The organism is Agaricicola taiwanensis, assembly GCF_014635245.1.
In the GTDB taxonomy this organism is placed as follows: Bacteria; Pseudomonadota; Alphaproteobacteria; order Rhizobiales; family Methylopilaceae; genus Agaricicola; species Agaricicola taiwanensis.
Window position 1 is genome coordinate 1105400 of sequence record NZ_BMCP01000002.1, and the last position, 17461, is coordinate 1122860.

Consider the following 17461-nt stretch of genomic DNA (forward strand, 5'->3'; position numbering starts at 1 on the left):
CAGCGCCTTCCGAACGCGGGAGCATATGCATGGTGCGGATCCTCCGGCGGCGAACCGGCCTCTAGGGCATCTCGGAAGGCGCCGTCAAATCGCGGCGGACCATACAGAGAGACGCGAGCCGACGCAAACGCGGGATGTTCTTCCCCGCGCTATTCCGCAGCCTTTGGCGTCTTCAGTTCGTAGATGTGTTCCTGGCCGGGGAAGGATCGAGCTCTGACGTCCGCTGCATAGCTCGACAAGGCCGAGCGGATATGGTCACGAAGTGCGCCATAGCGCTTCACGAATTTGGGTGTCCGATCGGAAAGCCCTAACATATCCTCCATTACCAGGATCTGGCCGTCACAGGCGGCGGATGCGCCGATGCCGATCGTGGGCACTTCGATCTGTTTGGTGATCTTCGCCGCCAGCGGTTCGGCCAGCGCTTCCAGCACCACCGCGAAGGCGCCCGCATCCGCCACCGCCTTGGCGTCGGCTTCGATGGCGGCCCATTCGTTGATATCCCGCCCCTGCGACTTGAAGCCCCCGAGCGCGAGCACCGACTGCGGCGTAAGGCCCACATGAGCCATGACCGGAACACCGCGCTCGACAAGGAAGCGGATGGTGTCCGCCATGCGGCGCCCGCCTTCCAGCTTGACGGCGCCCGCTCCGGTTTCCTTGAGGATGCGCGCGGCGCTGCGGAATGCCTCCTGCGGGCTCGCCTCATAGGAGCCGAAGGGCATGTCGACAATAACGAGAGCGCGCGATGAGCCGCGCATGACGGCCTGGCCCTGAAGGATCATCATCTCCAGTGTCACCGGAATGGTGGTCTCAAGCCCGTGCATGACCATGCCGAGGCTGTCGCCCACCAGCAGGAAATCAACGATTTCATCCGCGATGGCAGCGGTGTGGTGATGATAGGCCGTCAGGGAAACGATGGGGTCGCCGCCCTTGCGGGCGCGAATGTCGGCGGCGGTCACGCGGCGGATGGGCTTCTGAGCGGACATATCAACCTCCCGAAGGCTGGGTCAGCCGGGGAAGACCGGCACCCCGATGTAGTTAGGGTGTATATAAAGGCCGAAGAGCAGAAACGCGATGGTTCCGATGACGATAGCCAGAACATCGTTGGCCGGACGGCCCGGTCCGGGCAGCGGCGCTCCCCTCCTTTTCACCGCGATGCGGTCGATTACGCCGTAGACCAGGAATGAGCCAAAGAGCAGCAGCGAGGCGAGGTCGCCGTTGACGATCAGATGGGTCAAGGCCCACAGCTTCACGCCCGCGAGCATGGGATGCTTGGCCTTCTCCTTGATCTTGCCGGTCGGCACATAGGCCGCGGCCACCAGAACGAAGGCGATCCAGACGAGCGGCAGCGCGAGATGCCGCGCCCAGACCGGCGAGGGCCACAGCTCGATATAGGGCGCTTGGCCAAACCCGATGATGATGAGCACGAGCCCCGCCAGCGTGACGAGGGAATAGACGCCTTTGTAGGCGCCCTCCCCGAGCGCACCGATGGCCTCTGCGCGCGGTCTGCGCAGGATGGTCAGGACATGAGGTGTGAAGAACAATGCGAGGCCAGCGACAAGCAGCAGCATAAGATCACCTGGAATGATTCCAATCCAGGTGAGGCTATCGCCTTCATCCGTTGTTGTCGCTTGCCGGTCTTCGGAAAGGCCTTTATGCCGCTGCCAGACCGCGCTTCACCAGCAGTGCCGCAGGATCGGGCGCGCGCCCGCGGAAGCGGCTGTAGGCTTCAGCCGGCTCACGGCTGTTGCCGGCGGCATAGACGAAACGCAGGAGCCGGTCCGCTGTCGCGGGATCGAAGATGTCCCCCGCTTCCTTGAAAGCACGGAAGCCATCGGCATCGAGCACCTCGGACCACAGATAGCTGTAGTAGGCCGAGGAATAGCCGTCACCGGAGAAGACATGGGTGAAATGGGTGGGCCGGTGCCGCAGGACGATGGCCTCCGGCATTCCGATCCGAGCGAGTGTGGCGCGCTCGAAGGCATCGATGTCGATCGCTTCAGGCCTTTCCGCCATGTGGAGATCGAGGTCCACCAGCGCGCAGGCCGTATATTCAACGGTCGCGAAACCCTGGTTGAAGGTGCGGCCTGCCAGGAGGCGCTTCAGCAGGTCCGCCGGCATAGGCTCGCCCGTCCCATGATGGACGGCAAAGCGCGACAGGATCTCCGGCTGCTCCAGCCAATGCTCGTAGAGCTGCGACGGGAACTCCACGAAATCGCGGCTGACGGCCGTGCCTGAGATCATGGGATAGGTCACGTCGGACAAGAGCCCGTGCAGCGCATGGCCGAACTCGTGAAACAGCGTATGCGCGTCATCGAAGCTCAGGAGCGCCGGCTTGCCCTTGGAGAAGTTCATCACGTTGACGATGATGGGATGAACCGGGCCGTCCAGCCTTTCCTGGGTGCGGTAGGAGCTCATCCAGGCGCCGCTGCGCTTGGAGGGTCGGGCGAAATAATCGCCGAGGAACAGACCCCGGTGCCGCCCCTCGGCATCCCTCACCTCCCAGACCCGCACATCGGGGTGGTAGACCGACAGATCCTCGCGAGACGCGAACGTCAGACCGAAGAGCCGGTTCGCGGTATAGAAGGCCGCCTCGATCATTTTCTCGAGCTGGAAGAACGGCTTGATCGTGCTCTCATCGAGATCGAACTCACGCGTGCGCCGCTTTTCAGTGAAGTAGCGCCAGTCCCAGGCAGCGATCGGCTCGTTGCTGCCCTCTTCCTGCGCCATTGCCTGCAGGGCCTGCTGTTCGCTCAGGGCCATTTCGCGGGCGGACTTCCAGACGTCCTGAAGCAGTCGAAGAGCTGCTTCCGGCGTGCCGGCCATGGTGTCGTCGAGCCGGAACTGCGCGAAATTTTTGTAGCCGAGCAGGCGAGCCTTCTCGTCACGCAGCGCGATGGTTTCCGCGATGATGGCGCGATTGTCGGTATCTCCCTCGTGTCCACGGGCGATCCAGGCCTTGAAGGCTTTCTCCCTGAGATCGCGGCGGCTTGAGAACTGCAGGAAACTCTCGATGCTGGAACGCGCCAGGGTGATGACATGCCTGCCGGCGAGGCCCCGTTCTTCCGCCACCGCTCGTGCCGCGTCGCGGAGGAAGTCGGGCAGGCCGGCAAGATCTTCTTCGCCCTCCAGCACCAGCATGTAGTTTTTTTCGTCGGCAAGGACGTTCTGAGCGAACTGGGTACCCAGGGCGGCGAGGCGCTCGGAAATGGCGGCCAGGCGGTCCTTTGCCTCTTGCGGCAGGCTACCGCCGGCGCGCTTGAAAACAGTGAGATAGCGGGAAAGCACCCTCTCCTGCTCCGCTGTCAGGCCAAGCCCATCCTTGATGCGGTTCAGTTCCGCGATACGCCGGTAGAGCGCCTCATTCAGGAACATCCAGCTGTAGTGGCGCGAAAGGACGGGCGCCATGTCACGCTCCACCGCCTCGATGGCCTCGTTGGTATGAGCGCCGGAGAGATTGAAGAAGACGGCGCTGATGCGGGCGAGCTCTTTGCCGCTGCGCTCCAGTGCATCGATGGTATTGGCGAAGGTGGGTTCCGCGGCATCGGCAATGATGGCTTCCACCTCCGCGCGATGCTGCGCCAGAGCATGGTCGAACGCTGGCCGGAAATGGGCGGGCTGAATGGCTGCGAAGGGAGGAAGGTCGAGAGGCCCCTCCCAGTCTCCCAGGAGAGGGTTTGCATCAACAGGCGCCAGCTCAACCATGCAGATGCATCCTACTCAACCCCGAGCTTGGCGCGCAGCAGGTCATTGACCGCCTGGGGATTGGCCTTGCCGCCGGTCGATTTCATGACCTGACCGACGAACCAGCCGATCATGGTGGGCTTGGCCTTGACCTGTTCCACCTTGTCGGGATTGGCAGCGATGACATCGTCCACGGCCTTTTCGATGGCCCCGGTGTCGGTCACCTGCTTCATGCCGCGCGCTTCGACCAGGTCGCGGGGATCGCCGCCTTCGGTCCAGACGATCTCGAAGAGATCCTTGGCGATCTTGCCTGAAATGGTGCCGTCGGTGATGAGATCCACGATGCCGCCGAGCTGGTCGGCGGTGATGGGGCTGGATTCGATCGACAGACCATCCTTGTTGAGACGGGCGAAGAAGTCGTTGACGACCCAGTTGGCAGACGCCTTGGCGTCACGGCCCTTGGCGACCTTCTCGAAGAAGTCGGCCGATTCCTTTTCCGCGATCAAAATCCCCGCGTCGTAGGCGCTGAGGCCGTAATCGGAGATGAAACGCGCCTTCTTGATGTCAGGCAGTTCAGGCAGATGCTGCTCCAGATCGGCAACGAAGGCGTCGTCGAACTCCAGCGGCAAGAGGTCCGGATCGGGAAAGTAGCGATAATCGTGCGCCTCTTCCTTGGAGCGCATGGAGCGGGTCTCACCCTTGTTGGGGTCGAACAGCCGCGTTTCCTGGTCGATGGTGCCACCATCCTCCAGGATCTCCATCTGCCGCCGCGCCTCGGTCTCGATCGCCTGCCCGATGAAGCGGATGGAATTGACGTTCTTGATCTCGCAGCGGGTGCCGAAGGGCTCACCGGGCTTGCGGATGGAGACGTTGACGTCGGCGCGCAGGTTGCCCTTCTCCATGTCGCCGTCGCAGGTGCCGAGATAGCGCAGGATGGTGCGCAGCTTCGTCACGTAAGCCTTCGCCTCATCCGCCGAACGCAGGTCCGGCTTGGAGACGATCTCCATCAGCGCGACCCCCGAGCGGTTGAGGTCGACAAAGGAGTTTTTCGGATCCTGATCGTGGATCGACTTGCCCGCATCCTGCTCCAGATGCAGGCGTTCGATGCCCACGGTAAATGAAGAGCCATCAGGCATGTCGACGATGACTTCGCCCTCGCCGACGATCGGGCTCTTGTACTGGCTGATCTGATAACCCTGTGGAAGATCCGGATAAAAGTAGTTCTTCCGGTCGAACACCGAACGATGGTTGATCTGAGCCTTGAGCCCAAGCCCCGTCCGCACGGCCTGGCGCACGCATTCCAGGTTGATCACCGGCAGCATGCCGGGCATGGCGGCATCCACCAGGCTGACGTTGGCGTTGGGATCGTTGCCGAAGACGGTGGAGGAGCCGGAGAAAAGTTTGGCTTCGGAACTGACCTGCGCATGGATTTCCATGCCGATCACGATTTCCCAGTCGCCGGTCGCGCCCTTGATGAGCTTTTTCGGGTCGGCAGGTCGGCTGTGCATGTTCATCAGGCGTTGCTCACGTCAGAGGTGGTTATCCGAGCCGCCGCTCTTCGCGGTCGATGCTCCAGGAAATCATGATGCGATAGAGTTTCTCGGCGAGTTCCGGGTCATAGCCGATGCGGCTCGCTTCCGCGCGAACCTTCTCGACCACATCTTCAACCCGATCGGGAATGTTCGCCGGCAAGCCATTGTCGCGCTTCAATTCCACCGCGCGATCGATATAGCCGACGCGGCGCGCCAGCATGCCGATGATCTCGACATCGATCACGTCGATGGCGGCACGAAGCTCGCCCATGTCAGCGCAATCTCTCGGATCGCGCAGGGTCTTAGTCATGACCACCAGACCTCCGGTTTGAGCGCCGCACCGGCGATGAGCCCGGCGGCATCCTCAACGGCATGAGCGACGGAGAAGAGCGTCTCCTCATCGAAGGGACGGCCGATCAGCTGCAGGCCGAGCGGCAAGCCTTCCGCCGAGTGACCGGCAGGCACGGCGATGCCCGGAAGGCCCGCCATGTTCACCGTCACGGTGAAGACGTCGTTGAGATACATCTCCACAGGATCGGCCGAGGCCTTGGACCCGATGGCGAAGGCCGGCGACGGTGTCGTGGGCGTCAGCACCGCGTCGATGCCGGCGGCGAAGGCCTCGTCGAAGTCGCGCTTGATCAGCGTGCGCACCTTCTGCGCCTTGACATAGTAGGCGTCGTAATAGCCTGCCGAGAGGACGTAGGTGCCGATCATGATGCGGCGCCGCACCTCCGGGCCGAAGCCCGCCGCCCGGGTGTTCTCATACATCTCGATCACATCGCGGCCGGGCACGCGCATGCCGTAGCGCACGCCGTCGTAACGCGCCAGGTTGGACGATGCCTCGGCCGGCGCGACGATGTAATAAGCCGGCAGGGCGTATTTGGTGTGCGGCAGGCTGATCTCGACCACTTCGGCACCAGCCGCCTTCAGCCATTCCGCGCCCTGCATCCAGAGCTTTTCGATCTCCGGCGGCATGCCTTCCACCCGATATTCCTTCGGCACGCCGATGCGGAGGCCCTTTACGGAGCGGCCGACAGCTGCCGCATAATCCGGCACCGGCATATCCACCGAGGTGGTGTCCTTGGGATCATGGCCTGCCATGGAGCGCAGGAGGATCGCCGTATCCTTCACGGTGCGGGCGAAGGGACCGGCCTGATCCAGCGAAGACGCGAAGGCCACGATGCCCCAGCGCGAGCAGCGCCCGTAGGTCGGCTTGATGCCGACGGTGCCGGTGAAGGCTGCCGGCTGACGAATGGAGCCGCCCGTGTCGGTGCCTGTCGCGCCCAGGCAGAGCCGTGCCGCCACAGCCGCCGAGGAGCCGCCGGACGATCCTCCGGGAACGAGGTTTTCAGACGAGCCCCTGGCCCGCCAGGGGTTGATCGCCGGTCCGAAGGCCGAGGTCTCGTTGGAAGACCCCATGGCGAATTCATCGTTATTGAGCTTGCCGAGCAGCACGGCTCCATCGCGCCAGAGCTGCGAGGTCACCGTCGATTCGTAAGGCGGCCGAAAGTCATCCAGGATCTTGGAGCCCGCTGTGGTGCGCACCCCCTCGGTGGCGAACATATCCTTGACGCCGAGAGGAATACCTTCCAGCGGGCCCGCTTCACCCTTGGCAATCCGGCTATCCGACGTCTTCGCCATCTCCAGCGCCTTCTCCGGCGTCTCCACCAGATAGGCGTTCAGGACACGCGCCTTCTCCATGGCTCCGAGATGCGCCTCGGTGAGTTCGACGGCGGAGAACTCCTTCTTGGCAAGGCCGCGAAGGGCATCTGCGAGGGTGAGATCGTTGAGGCTGTTGGTCATGCGTATTTTACTCTGGCTGGGCTCGGCAGTTGCCGGCCGGCAAAGACTGGCGAATAAGGCGCGGGCCGGAGCACCGAGCGCCTGATGCCATGGATCACTCGACGACCTTCGGCACGATATAAAAATCGCCCTCACGCATCGGCGCGTTCATCAACACCCGTTCGGCATCGCCGCCGTCGGTCACGCCGTCCTGGCGCGCTTTCATCTTCATGGGCATGACGCTGGTCAGCGGCTCGACATCGCTGACATCAAGCGCCGACAATTCCTCGACAAAGGAGAGGATGGCGTTCAGCTCTTCCTTGAGGTGCGGAATCTCGTCAGGGTTCACGGCGATGCGCGCGAGCCGAGCCACGCGTCGCACCGTTGCCTCATCCACTGCCATCTTCAAGCATCCCTTTACATCGTGCGTGCGGCCTCGCGGCCGCGCCACATGCCGGATAGCATCGGCGCGGGCGAGGCCGCAACGATTTATGAACGGGGCCTAGAAAATGACGCGAAACTATACGTCGATCGGCTCGCCCGGCTTGGCGACGATCACGCGGGTTGTCTCCAGCCCGTCCATGCCATTGAGGAAGGCATCCGCCGTCTGATCGATGATGGGAAAAGAGCCGTAGTGGCAGGGTATGACCATATCGAAATCGAAGAATTCCCGGCAGGCATAGGCCGCGATCTTGCCTCCCATGGTGAAGCGATCGCCGATGGGCACGAAGCCGATGGTCGGCTCATAGAGCTCGTTGATCAATTCCATGTCGCCAAAGATACCGGTATCGCCCATGTGGTAGATGGTGTGACCGTCGGGCACGCTGACGATGAGACCATGGGGATCACCGAGATATTGTGACACCCCGCCCTCCGCGGTGCCCGAGGAGTGGAAGGCCTGCACCATTGTGACGGCAAAACCGCCCTGATCGGTGGTGCCGCCGGTGTTCATGGGATCGAGCTTCGTCAGCCCCTTCCCTTTCAGCCAGTTGCACAGATCCGCATCGGCGACGACCTTCGCTCCTGTGCGTTGCGCAATGTCGACGGTATCGCCGACATGATCTCCATGACCGTGTGTCAGAAGGATATGCGTCGTTCCCTCGGTTACGGCGGCGACGTCACCCTTGAAGCTCGGGTTGGAGGACAAAAACGGGTCCATGAGAACAATCTTGTCGCCGATCTCGAGCCGAAAGGCCGAATGGCCGAACCAAGTGATACGCATCTCGCTCCCCTGTTGTGGTTGGTTTCGCGCTTAAACTAATCCCCATGGCCTTCGGGTCAACATCGGGAGTCGATTCAACAAGATGATGACGCTTGCTCACTCAGCATGCTAACCGGGACCATGGCCGCACCGATCGTCCCCCTGCCCGACATTCTTCCGCACCTGCCACCGCGAGGCAGCCTGCTCGGCCTCGATCTCGGCACCAAGACCATCGGGGTAGCAACCTCGGACCCCGACCGGCGCATGGCGACGGCCGTCGAGACCATCAGGCGCAGCAAATTCACCGCCGATGCCGATCGCCTGCTCACCATCGCGAGCGAACGCCATATCGCCGGTTTCGTGCTTGGCCTGCCCGTCAATATGGACGGCAGCGAAGGGCCGCGCGCCCAGGCTACGCGCGCCTTTGCCCGGAATCTCGCCCAACGCACGGAACGGCCGATCGCCTTCTGGGACGAGCGGCTCTCAACGGTGGCGGCGGAGCGTTATCTGATCGATCAAGACGTCAGCCGGGCGCGACGGGCGCAGGTCATCGATCAACATGCCGCGGTCTTCCTGCTGCAAGGGGCGCTTGATCGCCTGGCCCATCTTCGCGTGTCCTGATCAAAGACATCACCGCATTTCATGCGTCACCGACGGATGCTGTGCTATGGGAACGCCGCATTCACATCTCATGCCCGCCTCATGCTCATCGCCATCAATACCCTGATCCCCGTCTTTCTCGTCATCGCCCTCGGCTTCGGGCTGCAGCGCATGGGACTCGTCACCGGCGCCATGTGGGAGGGGATGGAGCGCATCACCTACTACGTGCTGTTCCCGATTCTGCTCGTGCAGACCTTGGCGACCGCCGATTTCTCCGGCGTGCCCGTTCTCAGCATGGGTTTTGCCATGTTCCTGGGAACGCTGACGATGAGCGTGGTGGTGCTGGCGCTACGGCCGCTGCTGATGGGGGCATGGAAACTGCCCGGTTCCAGTTTTACCTCGGTGTTCCAGGGCGCGACCCGCTGGCACACCTTCGTGGCGCTCGCCGTCGTCGGCAATCTCTATGGTGCGCCAGGCATATCGCTGGCGTCATTGGGCGCGGCGGCCATGGTGCCCTACCTCAACATCGCCTCGGTTCTGGTGCTGTCGCGCTGGGCCAGCCCGACGCGTCCCAGCACCCGCGCCATGCTCATCGCGCTGGCCAAGAACCCTTTCATTGTCTCCTGCCTGATCGGCATCGCCATCAACTACAGCAACGTCACGATCTGGGCGCCGCTGCTCGATACCATGGATATTCTGGCGCGGGCAGCGCTCGGCATCGGCCTCGTGCTTGTCGGTGCAGGCCTGCGGCTGCCGGAGGCGCTGTCACCGCGCAGGGAGATCCTCCTCACCATCGCGCTGAAGCTTGGCCTGATGCCGCTCCTGATGTTCGCCTGGTGCACCGCATTCGGGGTAACCGGGATGGCTCTGAAGGTCGCCGTGCTCTGCGGGTCGGTTCAGACCGCCGCCAACAGCTATGTGCTCGCGCGGCAGATGGGCGGAGACGCGCCGCTGATGTCGTCTATCATCACCATGCAAAGCCTGTTCTGCATGTTGACCTTACCGTTCCTGCTCTGGCTGATGGGATAAAGAAAAGGGCGCGCATCGGCGCACCTTTTCTCGTTGTTCGCCTGCGAGGACTATCGGTAATTGTAGTTGTAGTCTTCGTAATAGTAGGGCGGAGGGGCATAGTAATGTGCCGGCGGCTCAACATAGACCGGCGCCGGCGTGTAATAGACCGGCGGCGGCTCAACATAGACCGGCGGGGCCTCGTAATAATAGGGTTCGGCATAACCATAGCGATTGCTGTTGGCGATCGCCGCGCCCGCCAGAATGCCGACACCTGCGAGAGCCGCACCGGCGGCAAAGGCGCGATTGCGCCCGCGGCGCACCTCCACAATGGCGTTGTCGGGCGCGCCGGAGCGTACGGCCGCCGATCCGGTGCCCACACCGGGCATGGCGGAGGCGGAATAAGCGGAGGTCAGCGTGATGGCCACGCCAACCGTCGTCGCGATCAGTCTTGAACGGAGCATCATGACTGGACGCCCTCTCCTGTTGTTCACCACAGAATTTACTTTGAGGTTACACCTGTGGCGAAGCTGTGTCTCTTGCGGTGATAAACGAGTCGACCTAGACAGTTGTTCCTCATGATCGCCAGTTCCGCCCCGACCTTTCCTCATCGTCATCTCCTCGGTATCGAGGGGCTGAAAGCCAGTGATATCCTTGGGCTGTTGGACCTTGCGGAAGAGGCCGTCACGGTCAGCCGGCAGGTTGAGAAGAAGCGCAGCGTTCTTCGCGGACGCACCCAGATAAATCTGTTCTTCGAAGCCTCCACCCGCACGCAATCCTCGTTTGAGATCGCCGGCAAGCGCCTCGGCGCCGACGTCATGAACATGGCGGTCTCCTCCTCATCGATCAAAAAGGGCGAGACGCTGCTGGATACGGCCGCGACGCTCAATGCCATGCGGCCGGACCTGATCGTCGTGCGCCACCACGCGGCAGGCGCCGTGCACCTCCTGGCGCGCAAGGTGGACTGTTCCGTCATCAACGCCGGCGATGGCGAGCACGAACACCCGACGCAGGCGCTGCTGGACGCCCTCACCATCCGTCGCAACAAGGGCCGCATCGAGGGGCTGGTGGTCGCCATTTGCGGCGATGTGCTGCACAGCCGCGTCGCCCGATCGAACATCCTTCTCCTGCAGACGCTTGGCGCACGGGTCAGGGTCGTGGCTCCCTCCACGCTGCTTCCGGCCGGAATTGATCGCTTCGGCGTCGAGGTCCACCGCAACATGCGGGAAGGCCTCAAGGATGCTGACATCGTGATGATGCTGCGCCTCCAGCGCGAGCGCATGAAGGGCGCCTTCGTGCCCTCCGTGAAGGAATATTTCCGCTACTTCGGCCTCGACGCGGAAAAGCTGTCCTGGGCGAAATCCGATGCCCTGGTGATGCACCCGGGGCCCATGAACCGCGGCGTGGAGATCGACTCCGAGGTCGCGGACAGCGCGCAGTCGCTCATCCGCGAACAGGTGGAGATGGGCGTGGCGGTTCGCATGGCCGTGCTTGAGGCGCTGGCGCGCCATCTGCCGAACGGGTGATGGGATGACGGCTCCGAAACTCTTCGCCAACGCGCGGTTGATCGATCCCCTTACGGGGCGCGATGAACAAGGCGGCCTGCTCGTCCACCACGGACTCATCGCCGATCTCGGCCCTTCGGTGAAGGCCGATGCAGCGCCCGATGACACCGAGATCATAGACTGCCAAGGGCGGGTGCTTGGTCCCGGCCTCGTGGATATGCGCGCCTTCGTCGGCGAGCCCGGCGCCGAACACCGCGAAACCATCGCCACGGCAACACAGGCCGCCGCCGCCGGCGGCGTGACCACGCTCGTGTGCATGCCAGATACCAATCCGGCGATCGACGACCCTGCGATCGTCGACTTCCTGCTGCGCCGCGCCCGCGACACCGGTGTCGTCCGTATCCTGCCCGCCGCCGCGCTGACGCGGGGGCTTGCCGGTACGGAAATGACGGAGGTCGGCCTTCTCAAGGAAGCAGGAGCCGCGGCCTTCACCGACGGCGCTCGCAGCATTCGTAACGCGGGGATTTTTCGACGGATCCTGACCTACGCCCGTGACTTCGATGCCCTCGTCATGCATCACACCGAAGATCCGGACCTTGTCGGCAGCGGCGTGATGAACGCAGGCGAGCTGTCGAGCCGTCTTGGCCTCCCCGGCCGCCACACGGCGGCGGAAACCATCATGCTGGAACGCGACATGCGCCTGGTGGAATTGACCGGCTGCCGCTATCACGCCGCCAGCGTGACCTGTCGTGCCTCGCTCGATGTGATCCGCCGCGCGAAGGAGATGGGGCTGCCCGTTTCGTGCGGCGCCACCATCAACCATCTGTCCTTCAACGAAGGCGACATCGGCGACTATCGCACCTTCTTCAAGCTGTCGCCGCCGCTGCGCAGCGAGGATGACCGACAGGCCCTCGTCGCCGCCGTCGCCGAAGGGCTCATCGATGTGGTGGTCTCCGACCACAATCCGCAGGATGTGGACCAGAAGCGCCAACCCTTTGCCGAGGCCGCGGATGGGGCCATCGGGGTCGAAACCATGCTCATCGCCGGGCTCCGGCTGGTGCATGCAGAGATGCTGAGCCTTGCCGGCCTCTTCGCCGCCATGTCGGCACGGCCCTCCCGGCGCCTCGGCCTTGCCGGCGGGAAGCTCGCCAAGGGGGCGCCCGCCGATCTGGTGGAACTCGATCTCGGCGCACCCTGGGTGCTTGACCCGGCACAGTTGAAATCACGGTCCAAGAATACGCCGTTCGATGGGGCTCGCCTGCAGGGGCGCGTAACACGTACCATGGTCGGCGGCAGCATCGTTCACGAAGCCAGCTCCGCCTGAGGCACCATCGATGGAAGCACCTTCTACCGCAGAGCTGCCCTGGATGTTCCTCGCCGCCGCAGCCGTCTTCGGCTATCTGCTCGGATCCATTCCCTTTGGCCTTGTCATCACCAAGCTGAGCGGCCTTGGTGATATCCGGGCCATCGGCTCGGGCAACATCGGCACGACCAATGTGTTGCGCACGGGCAGGAAGGATCTGGCAGCCGCAACGCTGCTCTGCGACGCCCTGAAGGGAACGGCCGCCGTCCTCATCGCCGGAATGTGGGGCATGGAATGCGCCATGGTGGCCGGCCTCGCCGCCTTTCTCGGCCATGTCTTCCCGGTCTGGCTCCGGTTTAAGGGCGGCAAGGGGGTTGCAACCTACCTCGGTGTCCTCATTGCCCTTGCCTGGCCGATAGCTCTTCTCTTCGCCGTGATATGGCTGGGGGTGGCGTTCGCGACGAGGTATTCATCGCTTGCGGCCCTGCTTGCGGCTACGCTCGTTCCCGTCGCACTCCTGATGACAGACCGGATGGATCTTGCACTTCTCTTCCTCGTGCTGAGCGCCATGCTGATGGCCCTGCACCATCAGAACATCCGCCGCCTGCTCGCCGGCACCGAAAGTCGCATCGGCAAGAAGAGCAGCGCGCCTCCGCCCGCCAGCTGACATGACACGGGGGGAGCCGCTGAAGACGCGTGGCGATCAAGAGCGGATCGACTGGCTGCAGCTCTACCGGTCGGACAACGTAGGCCCGGCCAGCTTCCGCTCGCTTCTCTCAGCCTATGGCAGCGCACAGGCGGCGCTGGAGGCACTGCCTGAGATTGCCGCACGCGGCGGCGCACGCAAGCTGCGGCTCTGCTCGCGCTCGGAGGCAGAGCGTGAATACGCGGCACTGATGCGTCTCGGCGGATTCCTCGTAACTTGTGGAGAGCCGGATTTTCCGCCTCTCCTCGCGGAGGCTGAAGGCGCACCTCCGCTGCTCCAGGTACTGGGTCATGCGGACGTTCTGGCGCGGCCGTCGGTTGCCATCGTGGGCGGCCGGAACGCCTCGGCGGCAGGCCGGACCTTTGCCTCCCAGCTCGCTTCGGCGCTTGGCGCCATGAACTATGTCATCGTATCCGGTCTTGCGCGCGGCGTGGACGGCGCGGCCCATAAAGGTGCCCTGCGCGGCGGCACCATCGCCGCGATCGCAGGCGGCCTCGACCGCATCTATCCGCCTGAACATGCCGACTTGGTGGAACAGATGATCGATGCGGGCAGCGCCGTTGTCAGCGAAATGCCGCTGGGCTGGGTGGCGCGTGCACAAGACTTTCCCCGCCGCAATCGCATCATCGCCGGGATCGCCCAGGGAACGGTGCTGATCGAAGCGGCCATGCGCTCAGGTTCACTGATCACGGCGAGGCTGGCCGGGGAACTCGGCCGCGAGGTCATGGCCGCACCTGGTTCGCCGCTTGATCCCCGCTGCGAAGGTTCAAACCGCCTGATACGCGACGGTGCGACCCTCATCACCAATGCCGATCACGTGGTTGAAGCCCTAGCACCCCTCGGCCTGCCTTTGTTTTCCAGGCAGGATCAGTTCAAAGAGGAGCAATCAGCCGCGATTTTGCCTGTCGGCATAGCCTCCGATGATCTGCGCGAGGCGGTAATCCAACTTCTGGGTCCCTCTCCCGCGACGATCGATGACATCGTACGTCACTCCACCGCCCCGGCTCAGGAGGTGCAGATGGTGCTGCTGGAACTGGAGCTGGCAGGGCGTCTGGATCGTCTGTCCGGCGGCAGGATCGCCCTTACAGGATAGGGGGCCTCAGGGACCGTTTCGTTCAACCTGCAGGGCTTCGACACGCGCCATTTCCAGAAAGTAGGCGACGAGATCAAGCCCATCCCGGCGCGCCATATCGCTGAGGCTGGTCGCCATGGCGGCGACGTAACGTGCGGTTTCACGGGCTTCGAGCGAATCTGTCTTCGGGTCGGCATCATCCAGTTTGCTCAACCCGTCATTGTCATTGGTCATTGTGCCCCCACTTGACTTGGCCGCACGGTAGCTCTTGCCAAGTCTTAACCAAAACTGGCGGGGGTTGTTCCAAAACATGAGGTACACGTCAATGGTGCGCGCCTGCTATCCTGATGCAGGATGGGACTATTTGACAGACTCCCCCCCCTCCCCCATGTTCTGCGCGACCTTAGCCCGCCCCGTTTGAAAGCATAAGCAGACCATGGATGTCGTCATCGTTGAGTCTCCCGCCAAGGCGAAGACCATCAACAAATACCTCGGTTCGAACTACGAAGTTCTGGCGTCATACGGTCATGTCCGTGATCTGCCCCCGAAGGATGGCTCGGTCGATCCCGATCAGGACTTCGCCATGCAATGGGAGGTGGACGGCAAGGCTTCAAAACGGCTGGCGGAGATCGCCAGGGCCGTCAAAGGCGCAGACCGCCTCATTCTCGCTACCGACCCTGATCGCGAGGGTGAAGCCATTTCCTGGCATGTGCTGGAGGTTCTGAAGGCGAAGCGCGCCTTGAAGGACCAGGCCGTGCAGCGGGTGGTGTTCAACGCCATCACAAAGCAGTCGGTCCTGGAGGCGATGAAAAAGCCGCGGGAGATCGACGTTGCTCTGGTCGATGCCTATCTGGCGCGCCGTGCTCTTGATTACCTCGTCGGTTTCACACTCTCGCCGGTTCTGTGGCGGAAGCTGCCGGGTGCGCGTTCGGCCGGCCGGGTGCAATCGGTCGCGCTGCGGCTGATCTGCGACCGGGAGCACGAGATCGAGCTCTTCAAGTCCCAGGAATATTGGTCGATCAACGCCCTGCTGGCCACGTCCCGGGCTGAAACCTTCACGGCGCGGATCACCGGAGCCGACGGCAAGAAGATCAACCGCCTCGATATATCATCCGAGCCGGAGGCCATGGCGCTGAAGGCAACCTTGGAAAAGGCGCGTTTCACCGTCGCCTCGGTCGAAGCCAAACCGGCCAAGCGCCATCCGCAGCCACCGTTCACCACATCCACGCTGCAGCAGGAGGCCTCCCGCAAGCTTGGCTTCTCGGCATCGCGCACCATGCAGATCGCCCAGCGGCTCTATGAGGGCGTCAATTTCGGTGGAGAGACCATCGGCCTCATCACCTATATGCGTACCGACGGCGTCCAGATCGCCGACGAGGCGATTGTGGCGGTGCGCGGTCATATCGACCAAGCCTATGGCAAGCGCTACCTGCCGGACAGTCCTCGCATCTACAAGACCAAGGCAAAGAATGCGCAGGAGGCACATGAGGCCATCCGCCCTACAGACCCGACCCGCACTCCCAAGGACGTAAAGAGCCACCTGGAAGACGAGCAGTTCAAGCTCTACGAGCTTATCTGGAAGCGCACCGTGTCCAGCCAGATGGAATCGGCGGATCTGGAGCGCACCACCATCGACATCCGCGCCGAGGACGGCGATCGCACCATCGATCTGCGTGCCACGGGCTCGGTTGTGCGCTTCGATGGCTTCCTGACGCTCTACCAGGAAGGGCGCGACGACGAGGAGGACGATGAAGGCGGCCGTCTGCCACTGGTGACCAACGGCGAGGAGCTGAAGCGCGAGAAGATCGATGCCGCGCAGCATTTCACCGAGCCGCCGCCGCGCTATTCGGAAGCCTCCCTGGTCAAGAAGATGGAAGAGCTCGGCATCGGCCGTCCTTCCACCTATGCGGCAACGCTTTCGGTGCTGCAGGACCGGGATTATGTCAGGTTGGAAAAGAAGCGTTTCGTGCCGGAGGGCAAGGGCCGCATCGTCACGGCCTTTCTGGAGAGCTTCTTCGGGCGCTATGTCGAATATGACTTCACGGCCAGCCTCGAAGAACAGCTCGACAGGATCTCCAACAACGAACTCGATTGGCGCGAGGTTCTGAGAGCCTTCTGGCAGGACTTCAACGGCGCCATCGCGGGCACCAAGGAATTGCGGACCACCGAGGTTCTGGATGCGCTGAACGATCTTCTGGCGCCCCTCGTCTTTCCGGATCGCGGGGACGGAACCGAACCACGCTCCTGTCCCACTTGCGGCACCGGCCGGTTATCGCTGAAGCTCGGCAAGTTCGGCGCGTTTGTCGGCTGTTCCAACTATCCCGAATGCCGTTACACGCGCCAACTCGGCACCGCGGGTGGAGATGATGGCCAAGCTCTCGAGAGTGACGGCCCCCGGGAGCTTGGCAAGGATCCTGAGTCCGGCCTCGACGTCACCCTGCGCGACGGCCGCTTCGGGCCTTACGTCCAGCTTGGCGAGGGTGACAAGCCCAAGCGCTCATCCCTGCCCAAGGGCTGGTCGGTGGCCGATCTCGACCTTGAAAAGGCGCTGGCCCTCCTGTCGCTGCCACGGGTGGTGGGCACACATCCGGAAACGGGGTCGCCCATCACGGCGGGGATCGGTCGCTATGGCCCCTTCGTTGAGCACGAGGGCACCTATGCCAATCTCGATTCCGCCGAAGAGGTCTTTTCGGTCGGAATCAACCGTGCTGTTGCCGCCCTCGCTGAAAAGAAGGACCGCAAGGGCGGACGCGGTGCCGCAGCAGCTGGCCGCACGCTTGGCGATCATCCAGAGCTCGGCGGCCCCATCACCGTTCATGCCGGACGCTTCGGCCCTTACGTCAAGCACGGCAAGGTCAACGCGACCATCCCGCGCGAGCAGTCGCCGGATGACATCACGATCGAGGCTGCCGTCGCGCTGATCGCCGCGCGGGCTGAGAAGGCGGGGACCGGAAAGGTCAAGGCGAAGCCGAAGGCGAAAGCCACGGCATCGAAGGCAAAGGCTGCCACCAAGCCAAAAGCCAAGGCCGCGGCAAAGACAAAGGCTGCTTCATGATCATGGACGGGATCTG

The 17461-nt window shown here is 63.1% G+C and carries 17 protein-coding genes; 7 read left to right on the forward strand and 10 right to left on the reverse strand.

What is annotated here, in order from left to right; genetic code table 11:
- Window positions 1-149: 149 nt before the first annotated feature.
- From panB to IEV58_RS12690, 8 genes are all read right to left on the reverse strand, one after another.
- Window positions 150-983 (reverse strand): 3-methyl-2-oxobutanoate hydroxymethyltransferase, encoded by an 834-nt coding sequence (panB, locus tag IEV58_RS12655; RefSeq protein ID WP_188410068.1) that lies wholly within the window; start codon window positions 981-983, stop codon window positions 150-152.
- Window positions 984-1004: 21 nt separating this feature from the next.
- A complete protein-coding gene (locus IEV58_RS12660) occupies window positions 1005-1568 on the reverse strand; it encodes an NnrU family protein (RefSeq protein WP_188410069.1) in 564 nt (187 codons plus the stop codon).
- A gap of 82 nt (window positions 1569-1650) precedes the next feature.
- A complete protein-coding gene (locus tag IEV58_RS12665; protein WP_188410070.1) occupies window positions 1651-3702 on the reverse strand; it encodes a M3 family metallopeptidase in 2052 nt (683 codons plus the stop codon).
- Window positions 3703-3713: 11 nt separating this feature from the next.
- Window positions 3714-5195, reverse strand: coding sequence for an Asp-tRNA(Asn)/Glu-tRNA(Gln) amidotransferase subunit GatB (gene gatB, locus IEV58_RS12670; protein WP_188410071.1), 1482 nt, complete (start codon window positions 5193-5195; stop codon window positions 3714-3716).
- Between the two features lie 25 nt (window positions 5196-5220).
- Window positions 5221-5523, reverse strand: coding sequence for a chorismate mutase (locus IEV58_RS12675; protein ID WP_188410072.1), 303 nt, complete (start codon window positions 5521-5523; stop codon window positions 5221-5223).
- Complete coding sequence (gene gatA / locus IEV58_RS12680) at window positions 5520-7016, reverse strand: Asp-tRNA(Asn)/Glu-tRNA(Gln) amidotransferase subunit GatA (RefSeq protein WP_188410073.1); 1497 nt, start codon at window positions 7014-7016, stop codon at window positions 5520-5522. Before gatA ends, IEV58_RS12675 begins: the two co-directional genes overlap by 4 nt.
- 94 nt (window positions 7017-7110) lie before the next feature.
- Window positions 7111-7398 (reverse strand): Asp-tRNA(Asn)/Glu-tRNA(Gln) amidotransferase subunit GatC, encoded by a 288-nt coding sequence (gene gatC / locus IEV58_RS12685; RefSeq protein WP_188410074.1) that lies wholly within the window; start codon window positions 7396-7398, stop codon window positions 7111-7113.
- Window positions 7399-7515: 117 nt separating this feature from the next.
- Window positions 7516-8217, reverse strand: a complete 702-nt coding sequence (locus IEV58_RS12690; RefSeq protein ID WP_188410075.1) for a metal-dependent hydrolase — start codon at window positions 8215-8217, stop codon at window positions 7516-7518.
- Window positions 8218-8337: 120 nt separating this feature from the next.
- Here IEV58_RS12690 and ruvX point away from each other — a divergent pair, with 120 nt between their 5' ends.
- Window positions 8338-8817 carry a Holliday junction resolvase RuvX gene (gene ruvX / locus IEV58_RS12695; RefSeq protein ID WP_188410076.1) on the forward strand — a complete coding sequence of 160 codons (480 nt, stop codon included), beginning with the start codon at window positions 8338-8340 and terminating at the stop codon, window positions 8815-8817.
- An 81-nt stretch (window positions 8818-8898) separates the two neighbouring features.
- Window positions 8899-9825 carry an AEC family transporter gene (locus IEV58_RS12700; RefSeq protein WP_188410077.1) on the forward strand — a complete coding sequence of 309 codons (927 nt, stop codon included), beginning with the start codon at window positions 8899-8901 and terminating at the stop codon, window positions 9823-9825.
- Window positions 9826-9875: 50 nt separating this feature from the next.
- Here IEV58_RS12700 and IEV58_RS12705 read toward each other — a convergent pair whose 3' ends face one another.
- A complete protein-coding gene (locus tag IEV58_RS12705) occupies window positions 9876-10271 on the reverse strand; it encodes a hypothetical protein (RefSeq protein ID WP_188410078.1) in 396 nt (131 codons plus the stop codon).
- 111 nt (window positions 10272-10382) lie between these two features.
- Between IEV58_RS12705 and IEV58_RS12710 the strand changes: the two genes are divergently transcribed.
- Genes IEV58_RS12710 through dprA form a run of 4 tightly spaced genes read left to right on the forward strand, consistent with a single transcriptional unit; the run spans window position 10383 to window position 14411 of the window.
- Window positions 10383-11330, forward strand: coding sequence for an aspartate carbamoyltransferase catalytic subunit (locus IEV58_RS12710; protein WP_188410079.1), 948 nt, complete (start codon window positions 10383-10385; stop codon window positions 11328-11330).
- 4 nt (window positions 11331-11334) lie between these two features.
- Window positions 11335-12633, forward strand: coding sequence for a dihydroorotase (locus IEV58_RS12715; RefSeq protein WP_188410080.1), 1299 nt, complete (start codon window positions 11335-11337; stop codon window positions 12631-12633).
- 10 nt (window positions 12634-12643) lie between these two features.
- On the forward strand, window positions 12644-13279 hold the full coding sequence (gene plsY, locus IEV58_RS12720) for a glycerol-3-phosphate 1-O-acyltransferase PlsY (RefSeq protein ID WP_188410081.1): 636 nt from the start codon (window positions 12644-12646) through the stop codon (window positions 13277-13279).
- A gap of 1 nt (window position 13280) precedes the next feature.
- Window positions 13281-14411 (forward strand): DNA-processing protein DprA, encoded by a 1131-nt coding sequence (gene dprA, locus IEV58_RS12725; RefSeq protein WP_188410082.1) that lies wholly within the window; start codon window positions 13281-13283, stop codon window positions 14409-14411.
- Window positions 14412-14417: 6 nt separating this feature from the next.
- On the opposite strand, the gene IEV58_RS12730 is transcribed toward dprA, so the two are convergent.
- The gene (locus tag IEV58_RS12730; RefSeq protein WP_188410083.1) at window positions 14418-14624 is read right to left on the reverse strand and encodes a hypothetical protein; all 207 of its coding nucleotides are present in this window, start codon (window positions 14622-14624) and stop codon (window positions 14418-14420) included.
- Between the two features lie 202 nt (window positions 14625-14826).
- Between IEV58_RS12730 and topA the strand changes: the two genes are divergently transcribed.
- Entirely contained in the window at window positions 14827-17445 is a 2619-nt protein-coding gene (gene topA, locus IEV58_RS12735; protein WP_188410084.1) for a type I DNA topoisomerase, read from the forward strand.
- Window positions 17446-17461 lie beyond the last annotated feature (16 nt).